15 protein-coding genes and 1 pseudogene are annotated in these 22953 nt (G+C 67.6%); 8 read left to right on the forward strand and 8 right to left on the reverse strand.

The annotated features are described in order from the left end of the window. Position 1: 1 nt before the first annotated feature. From ID574_RS57325 to ID574_RS57355, 7 genes are read right to left on the reverse strand one after another with little or no spacing between them, the layout of a single operon-like run. On the reverse strand, positions 2-916 hold the full coding sequence (locus ID574_RS57325) for a hypothetical protein (RefSeq protein WP_188197510.1): 915 nt from the start codon (positions 914-916) through the stop codon (positions 2-4). Beyond that, on the reverse strand, positions 916-2631 hold the full coding sequence (locus tag ID574_RS57330) for a type IV secretory system conjugative DNA transfer family protein (protein WP_188197511.1): 1716 nt from the start codon (positions 2629-2631) through the stop codon (positions 916-918). The genes ID574_RS57325 and ID574_RS57330 overlap by 1 nt, the downstream gene beginning before the upstream one ends. Continuing rightward, the gene (locus tag ID574_RS57335) at positions 2628-4304 is read right to left on the reverse strand and encodes a VirB4 family type IV secretion/conjugal transfer ATPase (protein ID WP_188197512.1); all 1677 of its coding nucleotides are present in this window, start codon (positions 4302-4304) and stop codon (positions 2628-2630) included. The genes ID574_RS57330 and ID574_RS57335 overlap by 4 nt, the downstream gene beginning before the upstream one ends. Then, positions 4301-5938, reverse strand: a complete 1638-nt coding sequence (locus tag ID574_RS57340) for an SCO6880 family protein (protein WP_188197513.1) — start codon at positions 5936-5938, stop codon at positions 4301-4303. Before ID574_RS57340 ends, ID574_RS57335 begins: the two co-directional genes overlap by 4 nt. After that, a complete protein-coding gene (locus tag ID574_RS57345; RefSeq protein ID WP_188197514.1) occupies positions 5935-7941 on the reverse strand; it encodes a hypothetical protein in 2007 nt (668 codons plus the stop codon). The genes ID574_RS57340 and ID574_RS57345 overlap by 4 nt, the downstream gene beginning before the upstream one ends. A gap of 43 nt (positions 7942-7984) precedes the next feature. Next, positions 7985-8698, reverse strand: coding sequence for a hypothetical protein (locus tag ID574_RS57350; protein WP_188197515.1), 714 nt, complete (start codon positions 8696-8698; stop codon positions 7985-7987). Continuing rightward, a complete protein-coding gene (locus tag ID574_RS57355) occupies positions 8695-9129 on the reverse strand; it encodes a DUF6112 family protein (protein WP_188197516.1) in 435 nt (144 codons plus the stop codon). The genes ID574_RS57350 and ID574_RS57355 overlap by 4 nt, the downstream gene beginning before the upstream one ends. Positions 9130-9388: 259 nt before the next feature. Here ID574_RS57355 and ID574_RS57360 point away from each other — a divergent pair, with 259 nt between their 5' ends. From ID574_RS57360 to ID574_RS57375, 4 genes are all read left to right on the forward strand, one after another. Continuing rightward, positions 9389-10285, forward strand: a complete 897-nt coding sequence (locus ID574_RS57360) for a hypothetical protein (RefSeq protein ID WP_188197517.1) — start codon at positions 9389-9391, stop codon at positions 10283-10285. A gap of 1 nt (position 10286) precedes the next feature. After that, entirely contained in the window at positions 10287-11339 is a 1053-nt protein-coding gene (locus tag ID574_RS57365) for a C40 family peptidase (RefSeq protein WP_188197518.1), read from the forward strand. Positions 11340-12417: 1078 nt separating this feature from the next. Then, positions 12418-12630 carry a hypothetical protein gene (locus tag ID574_RS57370; protein ID WP_188197519.1) on the forward strand — a complete coding sequence of 71 codons (213 nt, stop codon included), beginning with the start codon at positions 12418-12420 and terminating at the stop codon, positions 12628-12630. A gap of 82 nt (positions 12631-12712) precedes the next feature. Then, positions 12713-14353 carry a hypothetical protein gene (locus ID574_RS57375; RefSeq protein WP_188197520.1) on the forward strand — a complete coding sequence of 547 codons (1641 nt, stop codon included), beginning with the start codon at positions 12713-12715 and terminating at the stop codon, positions 14351-14353. Positions 14354-14958: 605 nt separating this feature from the next. Here ID574_RS57375 and ID574_RS57380 read toward each other — a convergent pair. Further along, positions 14959-16248, reverse strand: coding sequence for an FAD-dependent monooxygenase (locus tag ID574_RS57380; RefSeq protein WP_223168152.1), 1290 nt, complete (start codon positions 16246-16248; stop codon positions 14959-14961). A 534-nt stretch (positions 16249-16782) separates the two neighbouring features. On the opposite strand from ID574_RS57380, the gene ID574_RS57385 reads away from it, so the two are divergent. The 4 genes and pseudogenes from ID574_RS57385 to ID574_RS57400 all read left to right on the forward strand — a co-directional run bounded on the left by ID574_RS57385 (position 16783) and on the right by ID574_RS57400 (position 22190). After that, positions 16783-17577, forward strand: coding sequence for a hypothetical protein (locus tag ID574_RS57385; RefSeq protein ID WP_188197521.1), 795 nt, complete (start codon positions 16783-16785; stop codon positions 17575-17577). Between the two features lie 123 nt (positions 17578-17700). Continuing rightward, positions 17701-19101: pseudogene (locus tag ID574_RS57390) on the forward strand (ISNCY family transposase). 831 nt (positions 19102-19932) lie between these two features. Continuing rightward, on the forward strand, positions 19933-20943 hold the full coding sequence (locus tag ID574_RS57395; protein WP_188197522.1) for a ParA family protein: 1011 nt from the start codon (positions 19933-19935) through the stop codon (positions 20941-20943). Between the two features lie 917 nt (positions 20944-21860). Then, entirely contained in the window at positions 21861-22190 is a 330-nt protein-coding gene (locus ID574_RS57400; protein WP_188197523.1) for a hypothetical protein, read from the forward strand. The last annotated feature ends 763 nt before the right edge of the window (positions 22191-22953 follow it).

The following is a 22953-nucleotide window of genomic DNA, read 5'->3' on the forward strand; positions in this document are numbered from 1 at the left end:
GTTAGCTCCCCTCGGGTGTGTCGGATGGGCGCGGCACATCGAAGGTGAGGGCGATTTGATCGGGGCCGGGCGCGGGCGGAGCGGACTTGGGGGTCTGCCTGCGCGCGCGATGCCGGGCGAGCGCGGCCTCGGCGGCGTTCCACCGGGCCAGCCGTTCGTCGAGGTCCTCGGTCATGGCTCGGTCGAGGACGCGCACCCAGAGGTTGCCGTCGCCGAGCCACCAGGAACCGTCGTGGCGGACTGCGGGCGCGCCGCCGAGCTGGGTGGCGTCGCCGGCGTCGAGGAGTTGCTGCATCTGGGCGTGCTCGAGGACGAAGCCTTGCGGTTGTGCCGGGGGCAGGGTGGTGGGCGGTCCTGACATGGCGGAGTTCCTTTGCGCGGCGTCGGTGGGTGGGGCGGCTTGGAAGGCGTAGATGGCGGCAGGAGCCTGGGACCAGGCGCTAGTGGTGAGCCAGGTGTCGAACTCTTCGAACGGCTGGGCACCGCGTTGATCGTCATGGCTGCGGTGCACGCAGGCGCCCGGGTAGCCGAGGTTGGCGGCGTGCCGGTCGAGCGCGTCGTAGAAGGAGATAAGGGGCAGTTCGCTGTCGGAGGCGTGGACGCGTACCCATTCGGCGTACAGGGCGGTTAAACGATCCAGCGGCCCCGGGTGCATGTACCAGCACTTGGGGATCTTTTCCGGCAGGTCTAAGGGTGGTTCGGTGTGGCGGGCGCACATCCATTCGACCCAGGCCCGCAGCCGGATGAGTCCGGCGCGTCGCTCTGCCGGTGACAGGGCCTCCCAGATCCAGCGAAGCGGCTGGTGCTCCCCCGCGTCCGGCGGCGCCTCAGTCGATGCGGGAGCAGCACCGGGCGGGGAGGTGTCCGATGGTGTGCTGCCGCGGGTGGCCGGCGGGGTGGGGATGAAGGTGCTCATCACCTTGCCCCTTGCTCGCGGGAGATGTGCGGGGTGAGCGCGACGAGGGCGGGATCGTCCAGCACGCTGCGCATGCGGATGCGCATGGGCGCCAGGTTGTCGTATTGCAGGATGGCGTTCCACGCGGGGAGTTGCTGCAGGGCGTGGATCGGGGCGAGCTCGTCTTTTTGCAGGTTGCTGGAGGAGGTCTGGCGGCCGTCGTTGCCGATGCTGAAGCTGGGCCGGTCGACCTGCGCCTGGCCGAGCATGCGGGAGAAGTACTCCAAGGTCTTCATGTCGGCGCAGCCGGGTAGCAGCATGCGGAGCTTGGACTGGCTCAAGATGGTGCCCGCCTGGTCTTGGCCGTAGCGGGTCTGCAGCTGGCCGAGGTCGTGCCAGACGGTCAGCAGCTGGATGCCCATGCCGCGGGCGGTGGTCAGCAGCGTGGGCAGGCCGGGGTAGCGGAAGACATTGCCGGCCTCGTCGAGGTTGAGCAGCAGGCGGGGGTTGAGCGGGCCGTCCTTTTCGTAGCGGCGTTCGGCGGCGTAGATGATGGAGGCGATCAAGGACGTGAACATCGGCGCGAGCGGCTCGGCCTGGCTGGGTGGGGCGACGATGCAAACGGTGCCGCATTGGTCCAGCACGTCCTCGGCGGTGAAGTCGCTGCCGGAGGCGCTGTGCCGGACGCGGGGGTTGTCGTAGGCGTCGACGATCACGCTGGCGGTGAAGAGGATCGATCCGATGCCGTCGGGGTGCAGCCGCCACACCGAGTCGTAATTGTCGGCCATCTGCTCAAAACCGTGCTCGAGCAAGATGGCACGTACGTCGCGCCTTACGTCTTGGCCGTCGAGGCACCAGCGGTAGAACTTGGCGATGCCGCCGCCGGACAGGTTGGCCGCGAGCAGGACCGGCCCCACCAGGGCGCGGGCTTTGAGCGCCCAGGAGCGGGCGCGCACGTCCTCCAGCAGGCCGGATGCCTCGCATTGCCAACGCGCCATGCGTCCGGCGCTCTCTTCGCAGGTGGCATAGGTGACCGGGGACCAGCGCGCGGTGGGCATGTCGTGCAGACCTTCGGGGGCGATGATCCACACCGGGCCCAGGCGCTGGCGGGCTTTGATGATCCATCGCAGGTCGGGGCCTTTGGCGGTGCTGATGACGCACGGGCCCTGCCAGTCCAGCGCGGTGGGAACCACCAGGCCCAGCGTCTTGCCCGAGCCGTTGGTGCCGAACACGGTGGCGGAGATGCAGTCCGCGCCCGCCAGAAGCCGTCCGCTGGTCATGCTACGGCCGGCGACGATGCGTCCGGCGCGCTGGTCGGCGGCCTCGGGCACCGTGATCTGCTTTTCGGCGGCCGCATCAGCCCAGGAGGCACTGGTGTGGGTGCGCGGGGCGCGGCGGCGGCGCCAGCGGCGCAGCGCCCACCCGGTCGCGGTGACGGCGGCCGCGTGCAGGGCCACCAGCAGGGGCCAGAACAGTCCGGCCGGTGGTGGGCGTAGGTCGGTGACGCGCTGCCAGGAGGCGCCGGCATCCAGGCTGGTGAGCAGGTGAGCGGTGAAGGGCACCGCGTCGGGGAAGGAGGCCAGGGGCAGGCCTGCGCCGGACAGCAGTAGTGCCAGGGCGGCGGCCGCCCAGGTGAGGTAGGCCGCGGCCAGAGCGCCGCCGATCAGAGCGAACAGTAGGTAGATCGGCTCACTGGCGAGGCTGTCGCCGCTGGGGGAAGAGCTGGTGGTGGTCATGGGTTCCTCTGCGCGGCGGCGGGAGCGGATGGGTTGGCCGCGTCAGGTACGTCGGCCACGCGAGGCGCGCCCGGGGCGTCGGATGCGCCGGGGGCGTCGGCACGCGAACCGTTCAAGGCAGGCCCGGTCCCGGCGGCGTTGTGCTGATCGGGCTGCGGGCCGGCTGGAGGACCCGCTTCGGAGTCGGTGTGCGGGTCGGTGTGGGTGAAGCGGGCCTCGGCGCTGCTGCGGATGTGCTGCACCAGCGCGGTGCGATGATCCTGGATCTTCCACAGGGCCACGCCTGGGCGCAGGTCGCGCAGCAGGTGTTGCTCGGTTTCATTCAGGCCGAAGTATTGGGCGCACAGCGGCAGCTGCTGGGGTTTTTGCTTGTAGAGGATCACCGTTCCGGTGTCGGCGATCAAGCTCAGCGCCAGGGCCTCGTGTTCGCCGGACAGGATGTCGATGGGCTGGTGGAAGACGAGCCAGTTGCTGGCCAGGTACTGTCTCGACAGTTTCCGCATGGACTGGTACCAGCGCAGGGTGCCGAGGGTGAGGTCGGCCCAGGCCTCATCGGCGATCACATACCGGCGGCGGCCGTCGTGCCGGGCCAGCGCCGAGTGCAGCCAGGAGGTGGCGCAGATGCGTACCAGCGGCAGGGCGGAGCGCCGCATCTCCATGATCTTGGACAGGTTGACGACGATGAACCTGCTGTCGGGGCCAACGTCGATGTTGGTGTGGGTGTCGAACATGCCGCGCAAGTCGCCGTCCAGCAGCCGCTGCAGGCCCATAATCAAGTCGGCCGTCTTCTCGCGCAGCTCGCCACGGTCGACGGGCAGCGCGTCGACCAGGCGCGGGGTCGGGTGCAGCATCGCGTCGATCACCTCCGGCAGCAGCGGCACCCGCGGCCGCCGGCCCGGCTGCAGCAGGGCGGCCGCCGTGTCCGTCGTGTTGGCGCCGGTGCTCGCGGTGGGCTGCAGGGTCGCGTCGGTGACCTCCGCGATGGCGATCTTGCACAGTGACAGCTCCGCTTGGCTGAGCGGCCGATCCAGCACGGCGGTGGATAGCGCCGTCAGCATGGCCAGTTGCCGTTCGGCGACGTCGTCGGCGGCGTCGCGCTCGTGGCCCGGGTCAAAGGGGTTGAGCCGGGCGGGCAGGCCTGGGCCCAGATAGATGGGGTCGACGCCGAGGTGGGCGGCCAGGTCGGAGTACTCGGACTTGACGTCGGTCACGAACGCGTCCCGGCCGAACTCGTGCCCACGGGCAATCATGGTTTTGACCAGGGTGGACTTGCGGGAGCCGATCTCGCCGAACACGATCGCGTTGGGGTTGCTGATCAGCCCGTGTTCGTACCATTCCCAGGGGTCGGCGCAGAAGGCGCTGCCGGACAGCAGGTTGTGGCCGACCAGCGGGCCAAGTGCGCCGAAGCCGGAGTCGGCCATCCACGGGTAGAGGACCTGCAGCACGTCGCTGGTGGCGCGGTGCGGCGGCAGGTGCAGGCGGCGCAGCTGGCGGCCTGACATCGGGCGCAGTTCGCCGTCCCCCCAGATGCCCGGGATCGGCTCGGCGCCGGGTGTGCGCGGCCGGGCGATGGCGCGACGGCGGGCCGGCGTGCCGGTGGCGGCGATCGCGGTGCGGGTGACGGCGGCCACCGGCCCGGCCTGGTCTCTTCGTCGCCGCCGCAACCAGCTCATCGCAGCACTCCCCAGCGCAGGCCCCGGCCCAGCGGCAGGGTGGCGACGAAGGCGGCGTCCTGCTCCCCGTACAGGCGGCGCAGTCGCAGGCCGCGGGTGTGCATCTCCACCTCGGCGCAGGCCCGGTCGAGCTCGCTCACGCTGGGCGCGCTGATGCGGATCAGCCCGAGGAAGCGGAACAGGCTGTGCCCGGCGGCCAAGGCCTCGTCCTGGCGGTTCAAGGTCGCCTGTTCGCGCCGCTGCCGGGCGCCGGTGCGAAAGCCCAGCCGCTGTTGCAGGCTGGTGTTGCTGGCCTTGGCGGTGTCCTTTCTGGCGATCTCGTCTTCGGCGTGGCGTGCGTCCAGGGGTTCCATGACCAGGCTGAAGGTGCGCTCGCAGCGGGTGTTGAGCAGCAGCGGTTGGAGGAAGTCTCCGGTGACGGGACGGCGCGGCCATTCCGAGACCCAGAACGTGGCGTGAAAGGCGTCATCGGTGCGGTAGTAGGACCAGTGCGAACCGTCGGCGGCCATGGGGCCGGCCTCGGCCGGGCTCACGCCGCCGGCGCGCTGCATGTCGGGGCCGCGCGCCTCGATCGCCCACCGGCTGCCGGGCTCATACGCGGTGCGCAGCAGCGCGGCGATCTGCCGGGGCGGCAGCGCGCCCTCGACCTCGACGCCCGCGTTGATCAGCTCGGCTTGGACGGTCGCCGCTTGCTGCAGCAGGTGGGCGCAGGCGCCCCGGTCCCCGCCGCCCAGCGTGCGGATCTGGCGGCGTACCCGGCGCGGCGACAACGTCAGGCAGACGTAGTTCTCGTGGCGCTGCATCGCGGCCCTGCCGCTAGCAAGCAGCTCGGCGTAGGAGGCATGGGTGGCGGTGTTGCCATGTCCGCCTTCGGCGTGCCAGTAGCGGGCCAGCGCATCAGCGGAGTCGGGGACGGTGATGTTGAGCAGTTGCAGTCTGACGATGCCGGTGCCCGTCCCGGCCAAGCTGGCCAGCGTCTCACCCCAGTTGGCCAGGCGCGTGTCCTGCTCCTGGGCGGTCAGCAGACCGAACGGGCTGCCGCGGGTGGACAGCAGCAGTGTGTAGACGCCGCGCCGCCGGTCCTTGATGACCCCGACCTGCAGCCGTCCGGCGCTGTGCTGGACGTGCGCGGTCAGTAGTTCGAGTCCGGCGAGCTCCCCCGGCAACGGCAACAGCTCGGCCGGGCGGCGGGCCCGGGCCGCGCTGCTCGACCTGCCGCCCGACCTGCCGCCCGACCTGCCGCCCGACCTGCCGCCCGACCTGCCGCCCGACCTGTCGGCCGCCGTGCCGGCCGCCGTGCTGGGCAGCGTGTTGGCCGGACTCGCGCCGCTCTCGGCGGCCGGGCCGCCGCGGTAGTGGGCCATGCCGGTGGCGCGGCGCACAGCGAAGACCACAACGATGGGAATCCATTGCGCCAGAGGCCGGTTGGCGATCGGCACCCACACGGCCGCCACCGTGGCCACCAAAATGACCAGTCCTACCAGCAGCTGCGCGCCGCCCGCCGAAGCCAGCGCGGTCAGCAGGAACAAGGCCGCGAACACTGCCAGGATGGAACCCATGCCGAGGCCGAGCACGACGCCGTTGCTCTCGCGCGGCCCGAAGACGTAGGTGTAGCGGGGATATTCGCTGCTCATGACGGCTCCGGCGGGTCAAGATCGGGAATTTCCGGCTGATGGTGCACGGGAGGAAGCGCCACGGGCGGCGGTGGCGGAACGTCGTCGTAGGTGGGCAGTGCGTCGGACTGCACAGGCGGCGGGAGCGGTTGCGGGAGGCGGCCCCAGGAGGTACCAGCGGGGCGGCCGCTGGGCGGGGATGTCCCGGCAGGCGGCGGCGCGGCAGGCGAGACCGGCGGGGAGGGCGGGGTCGAGCGTGCTGGAGCCGTCGACGCTCCGGGCCTGCTGGAGGCCGCAGGCGTTGCGGCCGGGGGCGGGGTGGGGCGAGCGTCACCGGCGACAGCATTGCCCTTCAGGGGTGACTGCGACGACGGCTCGGCACCCGGCGCGCCGGTCGACCCTGCGGGTTGGCCACCGCTGTCTCCGGCGGGCTTGGATCCGCTGTTGGCCCCGGCATCGGCACCGGTATCGGCACGGGCGGCCGGTTGAATGCCGAAAGCCTTCAGCAGGTGCGCGGGGATGGGGCGGATCTTGTTGGGGGCGCCCTCGCCGTTGGCCTGGGCGCCGCCTTCCTGCTCTCCCGCCTTCGCGGGTGCTCCCCCGCCGGCGATGTCCGGCATCGGCGTGCGTCCCCCACCCCGCATCGCGGCCGTCGAGCCGAGCCCCCGTGCGGTGCCACCAGCCAGGCGACGGCCGCGGGCCAGCATCGCACCGGCGGCACCGGCCAGGGCCTCGCGCACCCCCTCGCCGGTCGCACCAGGGTTCAGCCCCCCGCTGACCAGACCGATCAAGCGCATCACCATGAATGGCGAGAAGGCGGCCAGCCAATACAACACCAGCGCCAGCGCCATCTCATCGATGGAGTCGATGTTGCGCAGCATGTTGGCGGCCATCTTGAAAATGGCCACCACGATCAGCTTCATGATTTCCAGCGCGATGATGCTGTCGATCAGCCGCCGCGTCATCGGCCGCGCCCCGGACCACACCGCGCCGGAGACGACCAGCGGCCACATCATCACGCAGATGTCCAGCAGCAGCCGCCGGATCAGCATCTCCACCCACAGCACTAGGAAGGCCAAGATCATGCCGATGGCGATCAGCAGCATCACCCCGGTGGGAGCCAGGGGCGCCGCCATTCCGATCCAGTTGTCGAGCTTGGTGGCTGGCACCATGAGGCTGTCGGTGACCTCCTTCCAGCCTCCTGGCCCGAGCAGGTAGAGACAGAACGCGTCGATCAACTGATTAGCCTTGGCCACGACGATGACCACCATGCCGGTGCTCACCCCCGCAGTGAGCACCTTGAGCAGCGTGCGCATGATCTCGCCGGGATCGCGAAACAGCGCCGCAGCCATCACCGACAGCAGCACGGCAATCAGCGCGATCAACGCCGCGATGCTGGAGATGCTGGAGAAGACCCCCGCAAACCAAGCCTGAGTCAGGTCCAGCTCGCCGGTCGCCTCGAGCGCTTCGCCGATCTTCGACGCCAGCCAGACGGTCATCTCGGCAACCGCGCTGGACAGCCCTTCATTGATGTCTTTGAGGATGCAGACCGGGTTGGTGCTGGCCATCAACAAGAAGTTGTTGTCGCACGCCCACTCCACCATCTGGGTGGCATCTGATGGCCGCGGTTGCGGCGTGACCTGTCCCGAGACCGTGGCCGCCGGTGTCGGCGTTGGGGTGGGCGCGGCTGATGACCTCCTCTCTAACAGGGAGACGCAGTAGGGATTGAGCATGCCGCCCAGCAGTCTGCGCTGCCGTTCGCACTCGGCCACGGCGTCTTCATCGACCGGGGGCGAGGGTTGGGTAGACGCCGACCGTGGAGGACCGGCAGCAGCCGCGCCCTGGTGGCTCGGACTGGGCCAGCCGGTTGCCCCGCCCGCAGACGGATGGGTCGACGGGGCCGCGACCGGCGTCACGGCGAGCGTCGCGGACGAGACTGTGCGTTGCTGGCCTGACTGCGCGATCACGGCGACAGCCGCGACGATCACGGCGATCAACGCCGGCAGTATGGGCACGATGCTCATGCCCCGCGCCCCTCGACGGGCGCGACGCCGCAGGCTCCCCGGGTTAGGGCAGCCCATACGGCGGCGCCGATCCTTGGGACAGCAATTGCCGGAGTTCATACGACAGCGCGATCACGCTCTCTCCGCTGATCGGCCGCCACCCCTCCGCCGGCGCGAAGTAGCCGACCGGCGCCGGCCCGACCGAGGGGGCGTTGCGGTAGGAGCGCAGCCGCCAGCCGCCGCTCCACACCAACTCGACCGTGACGGTGCCATGGCCCAGCGCGGCCGGCTGACTGGTGCTGGCCACATAAACCGCGCAGAACACCGCCACCTGAGCCCGGCCCTGACCGTAGCTGTCAAGCCGCAGGCTGACCGGGACCGTGCGCAGGCCGTAGGCGAGGCCGCGCTCGTCGTCATCGCGCAGGGCCGCCATCACAGGGGTCGCCGCTTCTTGCGCCAGCAGCGCCTCCAGCGCCTGCTGGCGGCCGGGCTCGGCGATCTGCGTGCTCACGGTCTTGCGTCCCTGCTCGGTAAGAATGCGGGGCGAGCCGAGTTGGGCGACCATGGTCGCGGCCGCCGTCAGCGCACCCTGGCGGGAGGACTGATGCGGCGTTCCGGGCGTAGGCGCGCCGGATGGCGACGTCAGGACAGGCGGCAGGGTCGGCTGCTGCTGCGGCGCGGCGCTCTGCCCCTGCTGGCGGCCGAGCAGCCAGGCAAGCGCGAGGAGCACGACCAGCCCCGCGGCCAGTAGAATCCGTCGAAGGCCGCTCGCGCTCACCGGAACCCCGCCCCGATGTCGAAGGCCCACTGCACGAGGAACTGGGCGCCGCCGATGATGATGGCCCCGCCAAGCCCAGCGAACAGGCCGATCCGACCGGCGCCCGAGGCGTAGGCGTTGGAGAAGTAGCGGCCGATGCCGATCACGATGGCCGAGATCACCACAGTCGCGATCATGAATAGCAGGCCATACCAGAGCAGGCCGCCGACGATCTCCTGAAAGGCCGGGCCACCCGGCAAGCCGGTCGGGTTAATCGACACCTCGGGCACCGATACCCCGGAGCCCGAGCCGCGGTCCCCCGGGGCCGGGCTGTTTCGCGGCGACGGCGGGCCGAGCAGCAGCGCTAACACGTGCTCCACCGCCACCACGGCCGCCGTATCGCTTCTGCCCGACCAGTGGGGGACGGCGAGCTGCACCTGAGCTGCGCCCATTTCCGCACGATCACCACCGGGGTCCGGTACATCGCGCTCCTGACATTGCACTTGACGGTCATCCTTGACAGATATGCGATCAGCTCGTCATTTTTACTGACAAAGAAGAGTCAAGGCAAGTAAATGAGAAATTCAGATCCAGAACGGCCTACGCATGACGCTTTTGCCAGCCGCCCCACGGCCGCTCAGGCTTCGCCCACCGCGTACCGGCGCCTGTCATCGACAAGCCGCCACTCCCCCAGCGCGTACGTCCCGGCAGGTGCGTACCGCTCCCCGTGCCCAAGCCTCGATCAGTGGACGTGCCGGCCGCTGGACGAACGGGCTCCAGCGGTGCCAGGCCTGCGACCTGCAGGAGGACGAACGCGGCCACGACGCCCGCCGGCCGTCCGCTGACGGGCGTGTGCCCCTCGCGCCGGTTCGCGCCCATGGCGCCAAGACCGCCATCATGCAGCCCGGCACCAGCACTGCGCGCACCGGCTCGGCCGTCGACCGGTTCCCTCGACGGCTCAGAGACCAGTCTTACGGCGGGCGTGCCGGTCAGCGCCTGCTGTCCCGCCTGCGGCCCTCACTGTCACGAGGCCCATACCGGGCCTGTGCGGTACTCGCCGCCCTGTGCCTGGCCTTCCTCCTGGCCGGCTGCGCCAGCTCGGCCGGCACCGGGCCGCATGCTCCAGCCTCCCAGGCGGCCACGGCCACACCCTTCGGGCAGGTGATCGAGCCGGTCAGTCCCGCTCCGTTCAACACGGCCTCACGTGACACGGCCTCACGCCTCGATGACGCCGCCGTGCTGGCCACGGCCCGCGCCTTCGTGCGAGCCATGCTCACCTACAGCTACCGCCAGCCCGAACACCTGCCTCCGCTGAACCGAGTCGGCACCTTGATCACCCATGGCTACACGATGCGGCTACAGCCTCGCCAGTCCCTGGACCCCGAACTCGCCCTGACCACACGTGAACACTCCACCGTTCACGTGGTCAGCGCCACCATCGCCCGCCAAGCCCCGCACGACGCCACCACCCGCTACGCCACCATCGCCTACAAGCAAACCCTCACCCAAGGCGGCCGCCGCGAGAGGGTCACCCGTATCTGGCAGATCCGGCTGGTGCGCTTTCCCTCCTCGGGCTGGCGCGTCGACGACGTGACGCAGGCGTCCTGACATGGTCAAGGCACGGCTCATCATCCTGGCTGTCCGCATCACCATCATCGTGATCGTCATCGCTGCGATGATCCTCTACGCGATCGTTCTCACCAGTTCCCCCGGCAAGCCCTGCCAGATTGACGATCGAAGTCTGTCCCCCGGCGCCGCGCTCCCCGCCGTCGCGAACGTGACCCTCGACGCCGAACAGTCACGCACCGCGCACCTCATCGCCGCGGTGGTCAGCGAACGTGTACCGGCCCCCCTTCGCCAACAGGCGCTCACCATCGCGCTGATGACCGCCATGACCGAGGCCTCGCTCCGCAACCCCGCCGGCGGGCACCTCGACAGCGTCGGCACCTTCCAACAGCGCGCCGGGTGGGGCACCAAAGCCCAGCGCAACGACGTCCGCACCGCCACCGCCGCCTTCTTAGGCGGGCCAGCGCCACCCTCCCACCCAGGCCTGCTCGACATCCCCCGCTGGCCCGAACTGCCCCCGTGGACCGCCGCCCAGGCCGTCCAACGCTCCGCCTACCCCGATGGCTCCAACTACCGACGCTGGCACGACTTCGCCACCCGTCTGGCCCACGCCCTGACCACCAGCTCCGACGCCATCCCCCTCGACTGCCCCTCCCCCAGCGCCGGCGGCGCGACGGTCACCGTACCTGGCGACATCCCGCCAAAGGCACGGATCGCCATCGCCTGGGCTCTCAAACAGCTCGGCACCCCCTACGTCTGGGGCGGCCGCTGCGAAGACCCCCGGCTCCAGCCCAGCGATCCCCAACGGCAAAACTGCGACTGCAGCAGCCTGACCATGCAGGCATATCGGCACGCCGGTGTCATCTTGCCCCGCACCTCCCAAGAACAGGCCCGCGTCGGAACCCCTGTCACCGTCAACCAGGCCCGCGCCGGCGACCTCGTCTTCTCCGAACCCGGCGCGACCGGCCCAGGCCACGTCACCTTGCACATCGGCAACGGCCAACTCATCTCCGCCCCCGGCAGGGGCAAGGTCGTCCGCCTGGTCGAATGGCGAACGTACGCCCCGCGAGTCATCGCCGTGCGTCGACTGGTCTGAGGGGATCGAGCAAGGCCCGGGCCCACCCAGCGCAAAGTGAGTTGGCGCCACGTCCCGGGCCACCCCGCCACCTGTGCCAATTCAGGACAAACAGACAGGAACGCTGACATACGGCCATTACCGTAATTGACGGCCAGTCAAGACGATTGTCATGGATAAGCGATAAGTGCAATCATGACTGTCCGTAAAGAGATCAGTAAAGTTGTCGATGCGACGGAGTCGTCACATGCCTGGCCGTGCCGAAGAGCCGCAGTTGCGACAGATTCCAGGCCGCCGCCATCCGTATGCGTTGTCCGCTGCGACCGCCGACCGAGAGCCGCCGTCCCCTTCCGCCGGCAACCCGCCTCCCCGGGACGCCACGGCCGCGCGCGGTCCCGCCAGGGGCAGGCACCGCCGCCCGACCGCCTCGTCACACACGGAGGTCCCACCCGATGCCTCACCGTCTGTCCCCCGGTTGGAGGGGAGCCGGTGGCGGCGAGCGGGGGTGCCCGTGGCCCTGGCCGTCGTTGGCTTCACCGCCCTGATCCTCCTGTTCGACCCGTTCCGCGGCTCTCAACAGATGACGACCGCTGCCGCGCAACCCGATCCGGCCGAGCTCGGCCCTTTGCCTTTCGAGTCCCCACCACCACCACCGACAACCGGTGTTACCTCCGCGCCGCCACCTCATGCCACCGCCACGCCCTCCACACGCGCCACCAAAACCAGGCATCGCCCCACGGCCACCCTCAGCACTCTGCGGCCGAGCAGGCGGACCACCACCAGCGCAGCGACGCCCGACGTCACCGAGCAACCAGCCCGCTCCCCTGACGGCAAACACGACGCCACAGGCCCGATGACACTGCCCGCCACCCGCCTGCCGCACCCCGCCCCACCCACAGCGAAGCTGTTTCCAGCCACACTCGACCTTGGCTCAGCACGCACCGGCACCGTCACCGTGAAGATCTCGCCCGGGACCGGCATCTGGTCAACATCCCGTACGGGCACCCGGGTTTCCGTCGCGAGCGACGGGACCGTCCGCGTCGACGCGCCTGCGACCGAGCCCGGCTGCCCAGGACCACCTCGTCGCGTTAGTGAGACAGTGATCATCTCCTGGAGCGGCAGCAAGATCGGCGACGGTGTGCAGACCGAGGGAACGAGCCGCGCCCGCGGCATCCTGACGCTCTCCGTCACGTGGACAGTGATCCAGGACAAGGGCGTCTTCGTGCCTGACCGCAACAACGGCGGCTACTGGAGCAACTGCAGCTCCAACTCCCCGCACTACCCGGGCACGCCGGCCGGATCACGCCCATGAAACGCCTCTAGCCCTCAGCGCCCGCCCGGCCCTGCACCACGCCTGACCACCCATCACGACGTCCAAGGAGAAGCAGCACACGATGAAACGCATCCGTCTTGGCAAACGCGGCTGGATCATCCTGTCGGTGGCGCTTGCGGCCATCATCGGCTCCGCCGGTCTGGCCATCGCCACCCCCAACACCGATCCGAGCGATGCGGCCACATGTGCCTTATGGGGGGAAGGCCCCGGCACCGCCCGCTACCAGCAGTGCCTGGACAACATCGCGGTCCTCAGGAGCGGCAGCGGCCAGGTCTCAGGCAGCCAGCCCGGCGCCCCCACGATCTCGGCCACCAACAGCGGCACCAACTCCCAGCCTCCCATGTACTTCTGCACCGACCCGAGCAAGTCCCAGTTCGCCTCCACCAGGCCGATCAAAGGCTGCTCGGAGGCCAAAACCCTCGTATGCCTCTGGAGCAAGAGCGACAGTAAATACCACTGCGTCAACAGCCAAGGCGCAGCCGCCGATCCTCCGCGCGGAATCTGCCGGGTAAATCCGCACTTCGCCTGCAAGGACGAAGCCATCCAGCCGACCGCCACCGCCGATCCATCCAGCCCTCCCCCGTACGATCAGCCAACGGCCACCACGCCGGGCCCGGCCAGCACACCCACCAGCTTGGCGACCACGCCCGGCACACCCGACCCAACGACGTCACTCACGCCCACACCCGACTCCTCGAGCCCGACCCCGGCGACGCCTTCGGCCAGCAGCACCGCCACACCCTCGCCGTCCGCGACGACTCCTCCCACCATCGCCGCCGACGACCCGGTCGGACAGGCACTTGCGGCAGCCCGCACCCACAACCTGCGCATCTGGCTGGACACCGACCTCGTCAACGCCTGGCGAGCCGGATCGCAGCAACTCACCGCCGCCGCGTCGCGGTTGGCGATGTACGCCACACAGCCAGGCGTAGTCGGCACCAAGATGGCCTTCGACCTCGGGCTGCGCGGAGGGTTCGCCAGCGCCGAAGAGATCATGCGCTTCGTCAGCGAAACCTCCCAGGTCCTGCGCAACACTCTGCCTTCGGGCCGGCGCATTGCCATCGACATCGTCATCCCAGAGCTCGGCTGCGGAGGCAACCAGGAGTGCGTCTCCGCCATGCGGCAGACGCATCCTCTGCTGTCCCTGGCGAACGTGGAGCGCTACGTGCTGACGGGACACATCGACGCGGTCAATGTTTCGACCGGAATCCCCACCAAGCAATACACCGACCGATACAAGATCCAGCCGTCGGCTGTGACCAACAATCTATGGTCGGCACTTCGGCAGCGGAGATGGGAGAACAAGTTCCCGGGCCTCTTCATCGGCGCGCGAGAGATCGGCCTGGCCCACTCCGGCTCGTCCAGCACGGTCACGACCGTTCAAGCAGCGAAACTCGTCAATGAACTCGTTGACATCCCCCTGCGTGGCGGCGACGAACAGGGCGATGACACCGACAGGCTGCTGCCAGTCACAGCCAAGCACATCGTGCTCTGGACGTGGCGCCAATCGTTCGCCGGCCAAACCTGGCGATTGACCGACTCCGGGGGGCAGCCCAACGCCATATGGGAGGAACTGCGCAAACGACAGAACCTCATAGCTCTGAGCGTGGCCTACAACCCCCGTGAGCCCGAAACGAGCATCCAGGACGACATCCGAGCCATCTCCGCGATTGCCTCGGCCGTCTTCGTCTTCGTGCCGTAGCCACAACCCACGGGGGTCGAGCGGTGGAGCGCACCTCGCTGCCGCCTGACCGCCCTGCATGTGCTGGTCCGGAGACGGTGGCCCCGCCGTGACGGCGCCGTGGCCGTCGTCCGCCCTGCTCAGGGCGGGCGACGGCCACCTCTTCATAGCGCCCAGGACGCGAACGACTCGTCAGACACTGGAGCAACTACCGGCGTCAACCGCCGAGGCCGGGCCGCCACCATTCCGGGCTGAACCTCCTGCCGTACTGTCCGTTCTCATCCATCGTGGCAGGGAGCCATGTTGGCGAGCTGCGCACCGACAACTGCCTTGAGACAAGACGGGCGAGCAATCCAGCTGAAATCAATGGGCTTGGACGTCACAGGGTCGATGTCCCCATGGTCTTGTCAGTTCCGGCGAGCGCCGACCAGGCAAGTGACAGAACCGTTGAAACCTCGCGCGGTGGAATCTCATCGATCTTGTCAGTTTTTCCGAGTCAACACCGCCTCTTCGGAACGTGGCGTGGCCGCCGAACAGGCGCTCCCACGCGCACTACGCGGCATGAGCGGAGGTCGTCCGGCGGTGTCCCACCGAAGCGTGGTCCCTCTCGACTGGTTAGGTGACACCTACGGCTTGGCCGACGAGGTGATCGGCGATCCGGCCAGGGCTGCGGAGTCCGGCACCCCCGCGTAGTCGGGCAGCTCGATGCCGTTGATCGCGCGCCCGACCAGCTCGGTGAACCATTCGCCGGCGAAATCGGGGCGCGGCTCGGCGTCTGGCCCGGGGACGTCGCGGCTGCGGGCGTTCAACCGGCCGATCTCCTGGTTGGCCTCGACGAACGAGCGCATCCGCGCCTCGTAGCGGGCGAACCCGGCGTCGGGGTCCCATCCGGCGGCGGCCAGCTCTCCGGCCAGCAGGTAGGCGCCGACCAGCGCCAGCCCGATGCCCTGCCCCGACATCGGCGAGGAGCTGAACGCCGCGTCCCCGAGCAGCCCCACCCGTCCACTCGACCAGCGGTCCATCACCACCTGGGCGACCTGGTCGAGGTAGAAGTCCGGGGTGTCGTCCAGGTGCGCGAGGATGTCCGGGGTCAACCAGCCCAGGCCCGCCATCCGCTCACGCAGCAGGACCTTCTGGGCCGCGACGTCACGGTAGTCGACGTCGAAGTCGGCCGAGGCGAAGGAGAACATGGCCATCGCCCGGGTGGCGTCCTGGATGGGCCGCAGGAGGGCAGAGCGCCCGGACTCCTGATCCTGGTACTCGAGCAGCCAGCGGTCCAGCCCGAACTCGTAGGGCACACTGTAGAAGGCCAGCACGTGCCCGAGGTGGCGGAGGAACCACTCATGCGGCCCGAAGACCATCGCTCGCAGCGCCGAGTGCAACCCGTCGGCCCCGACCACCAGGTCGAAGCGCAGCCGGTTGCCGCCCGCGAAGACCACGTCGACCCCGTCCGCGTCCTGGGCGAGCCCCGCGATTCGGTCGCCGAAGACGTACTCGACGCCATCGCGGGTGTCGTCGTAGAGCACCTGGGACAGGTCCCCACGCAGGATCTCGATGTCCGCGATGAACCCGTCGCCACCGTCGTCGTCGGCACGGAAGGTCTTCAGCACTTGCCCGTCCGCGTCCACGGTGTGCGCGCCGGCGGTGTCGGTGCACGCCGCGCGCACCGCCGCGTCCAGCCCCATGCGCCCGATGACCTCCTTGGCGACCCCGCGCGCGTCCACCGCCTGCCCGCCGGGACGCAGCTCAGGAGCCCGCTCCACCACGGTCACCTCGGCCCCCCGCCGGCGGAGCCAGTGGGCCAGCGCGGGTCCCGCGATGCTCGCCCCCGCCACCAACACCCTGGGGCCGCTCACCCGCGTCCCCTGCTCGCCAGTCCGGATGGTGTGCTCCTGCTTGGAGTCGTCGGCGCTCATCACTGCCTCCATGTGCTTCCTCGCGCGCTGGAGGTTCCCAGCACAGGCCCACCGCTGTCGGTGTGTCCAGCCGTATCGACCACGGATCCGCACAAAACTCATCGGCACGACGAAATCGGGTCCACGCTCCCGCAAACACCCTGAACTCGGCATGTGCGTGCGACGGGCATGGTCATGATCGCCTCGGCCTCGGCAGACATTGATGAGAAACGCCAACTCCGATGACGCTCAGATCAGCCCAGACTGGTGCAAACCAGGCGAACCAGGCCGTCAGCTAGGCCGCCGCCTGAGAATTCGCCAGATCTGCGCGCAACACAGTGAGACGCTGAAAGGACCAGTGAGAACGGACAACCATCTCCCGAGCCGAACCTCCTGCCGTAAACGCCCTACTGTCAACTCCGATGGCCCGCTGTCATGTCCACTTCCAGATGGCGTGACGGACTGTCATCTTCAAGGCCGTCAGACAACAAGGAGTCTCAACCCGTCCGTCAAGACACCTACCCATCGTGATGATCTTTCAATACGATATTGATCGTGCCTGGGAAAGCCGCCGCAGACCTCGATAAAGTCGCAGGTCAGGACGCCATCCAAAGGATCATCGCACGCCGCCGAGCAGCCCGAGATCCGTACGTAGACGAGTTGGAGCACGACGACCCGTTCGAGCATCCATTCCCAGTCGTACAGCACGTCCTACGGATTCAGCCGCTCCATCTGGTTACTGACGACGATGTCATCGACGCCCTCTGGATCCTCGCATACATCCGAAGATGGATACCGCACCTGCCAGCCACGATCGATCAGCTCGAGTTCGAGCTTCTCCTGCTGGGCCGCAAGCTCGGCGTCGCTCAAATCCTCATGGCACCGCCCCTCGGGGTCCGCTCCGCCCAAGCGGTCGATCAACGCATCCTGCGAGGCCGAGCAAAGAGGCTTGGACTGCCGGCCAGCGAACGCGCGGAACGGGACCATCGCCTCCGCGGCATTACAGGGATGAAGGTAGGCCGGAAGGAAGCGGCCTGGTACCGGCGCCACGGACTGAAGCTGTGGGACGCCGCCGGAAAGCTGGTCGAGCTGCGCAGTAAGCACGATGACCTGATCGATGACGAACTCGCGGAAACCATCGTGGACATCGCCAGAGAGCACCGGCGGAAGGTCTGGCCGCTCACCGCTGACAGCTATTCAGTCCTGCGAGACCTGGGGATGTTGGCAAAGGACTTCGTCGAAGAGGTCCAGGACGACAAGTACGAGGAGTTCCGTGCGAAGGCCGGGGATCTAGTTTCGGAGATGGCCCAGTTGGCCCAGGGCCAGTACGCCGCACGCTTCGGGCCCTAGCTATCTGCCCTGAAGAAGTCTCGGCGGTAAGTGCTCCCGACCTCGGCGATCACAGTGCTTGGAGGCCTTACGAATCGAGAATGACGTCGGTGTCATTTCCACCGGAGGTGGTGGCCCGGTGCTGTGGTCTCGGGACAGCAGATCGCGTTCTGGGAGACGTTGTTGCCGGGAGGAGGTGACGCGACTTCCACAGGAGTTGGCCCGGATCGACGCCTACCTGGACGATGAGCGGTTCATCACGCCATGGCGGAGCCTGTTCCACGCCCGACTGGGCCGCTCGTCGGTGCCCGTCGTCAGCCTGGTGCGATTGCTGTACATCAAACACCGCTACCAGCTGGGCTATGAATCGCAGGGCCGCGAGGTCGCCGACTCCATCAACTGACGTGGCTCCTGCCGGATTCCACTGGACGGGCGGTTGCCGCACCCCGCCACATTGATCAAACTGGTCCAGCGGGCAGGGGCCGGAGGTGTTCGAGCAGCTCAACACCGTGCTGGTGGGCAAGCTCGCCGAAGACAAACTGCTGCGAGGACGCGAGCTGCGCATCGGCATCACCGTGGTCGAGGCCGATATCGATCATCCACCGACGCTGAATTGCTGGAGCACGGCGTCCGCAAACTGGGGGTCTGGTGCGGCGGATCAAGGCCGCCGGGGCAGCACGCCGGACCCGATTCCGCGACCGCCGCCGCGCGGCCGGCGGCGCATCCGACAGATCAGCCGCACGCTGCGGTGCCACACCGGCCAGGCGCTGGGAGAAACCGACCGGCTCACCAGCGAGATCGCCACCATCGCGACCCCACACGCTCACCAACGTGACCGCGCCGATCCGCAACGCCCACCGTGCCGTGGCCCGCCGCCCCGTCAGGCCGGCTCCGCCGCCTGATGGTCGATCTGAAGCGGACGGTCGCCGGAGCCGAGCGACTACTGAGGGAGACGGCACAGCGCTTGACGGACAGCCGCACCATCCTGGACCACATGGTGTCACTTGCCGACCCCGACACCCACCCCATCCGCAAGGGCAAACAACAGCATCCCACCCGGTTCGGCCACACCGCCCTGATCGCCGAAGACGAGCGCAGATTCATCACCTTCCACCAGGTCAGCAAAGGCAACCCGGCAGATGCCGGCCAACTGATGCCCACGGTCGAAGGCGTTATTGAGGCGTCTGCCGCATCCCAGCAACTGTGGTCGGCGAGCGAGGCTTCGGTACGGCGGATAAACGACAAAGATGTGGCCGACCTTGACGTCCAGCACATCGGACTGCAACGCGGTGGCACCCTGAGCAAGACCTGCCGACAACACGAGCAGACTAGGTCCTTCCGCCGCTGAGCAACTGGCGCGTGGGCATCAAGGCCCCCAGCCACCTCAAGCACGGGTTCGGACTGCGCCGCACCCGCCTGCGCCACCACGCATGCGCACGTACCTGGACAGGACTCGGGATCTTCGAGCCAACAGCACGCTCCCACCCCTGGAGTGAAGCCTGTGCGCATTGTGCAGCGTTAGGTGCGGAAACCGGTGAGTGGTAGCCGTGAGGCCTTCGCCGGCTGAGCGGCGGGCGGCGGTTGGCTGGCTCCCTCGATGTGTAGTTCAGGAGTGGTGTTGGCCCACTCCAAACTCATGGGCGCATCCCTCGCGAAGCCCTGAGGAGCATTGGGTCCTGCAGGGAACCCCTACCTCTCTGCGGGGCTGTAGGGCCTTGTAGAGCGACGTAGCCCTCCCTTCGGTACTACCTATCCGGGTAGATGCTGTTCGGCGCTCAAGCGCGTTTCCCCAGCACAAAGCCTATTACCAATGGGTAACTTAAGCGTTGATGAACTAGTACCCATCCAGGGAGGCGCTAAATAGCGAACCCACCCCCACCTCCCGGGGGGTTCACGTCAGGGAGAGACCCGAAACCAGTGCCTTAGACCCCGGTGTTAGACGGTGCTCTACATGGCCAAAATGGGCTCTGACCTGCACTTTCACAATCACACTTACAGCACCACACACACTAAAACAGCGCCACGGATGGGGCGCTGATCACGGTTGCCATCCACCCCCATCCGTGATCTTGTGGCCTCCCCTCTTTCGCGCATATGAGAGCCCAGCCACTCAACGCGTACTCATGCCTACATAGGCGTGGGTATAGATGACACACTCACTGCCAGTCCCTTTGCAATCATTCTCCTGGAACCGCTGCTACTCATTGGCACGACGGCAGAATCGCCTCCTCGCGAGGATCCACGTTCGCCAGAACATAAGCGTTCTGTCACAAAACGGCGTGTGAGGCGATTCCTCATCCGCTGGGGAGGTCGGTTGTGGTACGACAGGGGCGGCAGATCGTTCATGCAGTACCGAAACATGAGAGGCTACGTGACATGTCGCAGCCTTCAAGTGCGCTCTCGCTGGGACTGGTGTCCACGTCGTGGGCCCGTGATGCGCTTGAGCAGCGGGAGAGACGCAAGCAGCAGGACGCAGAGGACGGCGATGCGCGCATCAAGGTCCTCGCCTTCGCCAATGGCAAGGGAGGTGTCGGAAAGTCCTCACTGGCGGCTGCGTTCTCAGCGGCTGCCGCCCGCGCCGGACAGCGTGTCCTACTGATTGAACTGGACCAACAGGGCAACAACGCCGAAGACCTGGGATTCGTCGGCGACAAGCAGATCGCGGACGACGGTGCCGCCCAGGCGAGGATGATCCTCGAAGGGGCCAAGCTCCAGCCGACTGGCACGCCTCGTAGAAACTTGGACGTCCTGCCCGGTGGCGAGCTCCTGGAGGACGTTAGCGAGGAGCTCTACTGCCAGCGACGACTCGCCCGGCATACCGGAGATCACTCCTGGGTGGGCATGTACACCGCAGCGATCGAGCAGGTTTACGAGGACTATGACCTCATCGTCCTGGACGTAGCACCTGGCTCGATGGTTCTGCAGTTGCAGGCCCTCGTCGCAGCCGACGTCGTGATAATTCCCTCGAAGTCTGACCCCTCCTCACGCAAGGGCCTCCGCCTCGTGGCCCGGCGTTTCCGTGAAGCTCATGAGCACAACGAGGACCTCCGTTTGCTTGGCGTGGTGCTCTTTGCCACGAACACCTCAGCGACCCGCGTGAAACAGAAGATCCGGGATCAACTGCAGGAGGACCTGGCCGGCAACGCGCCGGTCTTCAGCACCGCGATTCGTCACGTCGAAGCGGTTGCCGTTCAATGTCGCACTCTGGGCAAGGTGCCCGAAGAACTGGCGGATGAGCAGGATTTGGATTCGTCCCTCCAGCAGAGTGCCGCGCAGTTGGCCAAGGACTACCGGGCCCTGACTATGGAGATCCTCACCGCAATCCACCAACTGCGGCTGGACCTCAACGCCGCTGACGAGCCAGACGAGGTGGGGGCATCGGCATGAACGCGCCTGTCAACGATCCGCTCCCGGCAGCTAGTGAGCTGGACGCGTTTGCTGCAGCACTCGGGTCTAACAGAGGCCGCCGTCGTCGTCCGGGGAATCGGGTACCCACGCAGAGCGAGTCGACTGGTTCTCTGCCTGCAGACGACACAAGCGCCAGGCCTGGCAGGCAGGAAGCTGGTAACCAGGACGCGGCACCAGCGGGGGAGCCGGGCCCGCTGTCCCCACCTTCAGTCACCGCCGGTTCAGAGGCAGCAGCTACCGTCGTCGTGTCACCCACCATGCCAGATTCGCCGACGGCACCGTCTGAGCTGGGCAGGGATGCGCCAGTCGCTTCCATGCCCGTGGCTGGTGGCGCTGCGAGCGTGGTGTCAGCGTCGCCGGCAGAAGATTCTGCCCCTGAGGCAGGAGATTCTCCCCACCAGGAGGAGGCGCACCTGCAAACGACGGCCTCAGCGGCCGAGCGCCACGAGGCCACAGAGATAGCACCCTCGCCTGCGACACCCGCCACCGCAATCGAGACCCGAGCCGAGGAGCAACAGGTGCGAACGCCTGCATCGCCGTCGGCTGCCTCGACCGGCAAACCCTCCACTCAAAGTGATTACCCTGCAGAGGCGGCGCATGATGTGAGCAAGGCTCTCAGCCCAGCGAATCCCGTACGAGGCGAACCACTGAATGGGAGCATCGCCGAGACGGCATCGGCTCTGCGGCGTAATTCTCCCCCCGGCGCGGCTTCTGGTTCTTTTCAACCGCGGCGAGCCGACCTTCCCGCTCCTATCAAACAAATCCTCGCGGAGCTCCCACCCAACTATCTTCGTCTCTATCACAGCTATCGCGACGCTCTCAATCCAGCTGTGATCAGTAATGCGCGCACTATGCGTCTCAACGCTGACCTCGCGTCACGTCTGAGAAGGCAGGTCGTGCAAGACAAGAGACGACTGGCTGCAGGGAGACGGCGTCCTGCCCTAGCTGCTAGTCACTACATTGACGCTGCTCTACGGCAGGGGCGCAAGCACCCTCTCGCCAAGCTCGTCGAGATGGGTCAAAACTTTAAGTTTCAGACGGCACATGAAGAGCTGCCGAAGTCAAACACCTATACTCTCACTGCTGAAGTGAATGAGTGGGTCGAGGACCTCAAAGACGAGCTGGCCATGGTTGATGCGTATACGGGCATGCTAGGCCACATCCTCAACGCGTGCATCGAGGTATTCCTTAACGGATTGGAGAATGAGGCCACGAATTCTGCCTGACGAACGCTCGGCGAGCGGAACAGCGGAGCATCTCTCTCAATAAATAGAAATTTAGCGACATCTCGCGATTATGATTCGGTCTGCGCTGGTCGCGGCAGCGTCGGGTGACGGCAGCGCCCGAAGGCTTTGCCGCGGCCATCAGCGGTCCCGGACAGAGACGTAGCTGGAGTGGACCGCCAGCCTCACGAGCGGGCCAGATTCGTCGCGGTGGACGGACGCGCTCTCGTGTTCATGATCAGCGCGCCTTCAGAGGCCTGGCCTGCTCTCTGACCTGACCTGCCAGCCGCGCACCCGCAACCGACAGTCCGCCTTGGACCCCCAGGCAGCGATCAGTGTCGACTTGTCTTCCTTGAAACGGTAGCGTATCGCACAAGTGCACAAGCGATGCGACAGCATTACACACAGCGCCTCCGCAGAATCGTGTCGCCGTGGAGCGGTCAGGGTGGGAAAGGGTCTGGACTGGCTGTCACCCTGCGAAGGCCGCTCTCGGCGTCTGCCGGACGGGTTCTGCCGCAGGCGGGTGTGGTCGATCCGACACGTCCACACCGACACGTCCCGGCCTGTAGCGAAGGGAGCCCGTGATGTATAGGGAGCCTTTTCCATCCTGACGCCGCAGCTCATCATGGGTCTGGCGAGGAGCACTGCTAGGCAGGCCACCGCCGACCCGCTCAGTCTGAGCTGTCCCCATGTGACTGTGCTCGGGACGCCCGGCACGCGGGACGAAGTGGCTCAGTGAACGTCGCTGGTCCCGGTGTCAGGCCTC

Source organism: Nonomuraea sp. SYSU D8015 (genome assembly GCF_008065375.1).
Taxonomy (GTDB): Bacteria; Actinomycetota; Actinomycetes; order Streptosporangiales; family Streptosporangiaceae; genus Nonomuraea.

Excerpts from the sequence above, each read along its gene's own strand:
- ID574_RS57325 (WP_188197510.1), bottom strand. The coding sequence starts at position 916 with ATGAGCACCTTCATCCCCACCCCGCCGGCCACCCGCGGCAGCACACCA.
- ID574_RS57330 (WP_188197511.1), bottom strand. The coding sequence starts at position 2,631 with ATGACCACCACCAGCTCTTCCCCCAGCGGCGACAGCCTCGCCAGTGAG.
- ID574_RS57335 (WP_188197512.1), bottom strand. The coding sequence starts at position 4,304 with ATGAGCTGGTTGCGGCGGCGACGAAGAGACCAGGCCGGGCCGGTGGCC.
- ID574_RS57340 (WP_188197513.1), bottom strand. The coding sequence starts at position 5,938 with ATGAGCAGCGAATATCCCCGCTACACCTACGTCTTCGGGCCGCGCGAG.
- ID574_RS57345 (WP_188197514.1), bottom strand. The coding sequence starts at position 7,941 with ATGAGCATCGTGCCCATACTGCCGGCGTTGATCGCCGTGATCGTCGCG.
- ID574_RS57355 (WP_188197516.1), bottom strand. The coding sequence starts at position 9,129 with ATGGGCGCAGCTCAGGTGCAGCTCGCCGTCCCCCACTGGTCGGGCAGA.
- ID574_RS57365 (WP_188197518.1), top strand. The coding sequence starts at position 10,287 with ATGGTCAAGGCACGGCTCATCATCCTGGCTGTCCGCATCACCATCATC.
- ID574_RS57375 (WP_188197520.1), top strand. The coding sequence starts at position 12,713 with ATGAAACGCATCCGTCTTGGCAAACGCGGCTGGATCATCCTGTCGGTG.
- ID574_RS57380 (WP_223168152.1), bottom strand. The coding sequence starts at position 16,248 with ATGAGCGCCGACGACTCCAAGCAGGAGCACACCATCCGGACTGGCGAG.
- ID574_RS57395 (WP_188197522.1), top strand. The coding sequence starts at position 19,933 with ATGTCGCAGCCTTCAAGTGCGCTCTCGCTGGGACTGGTGTCCACGTCG.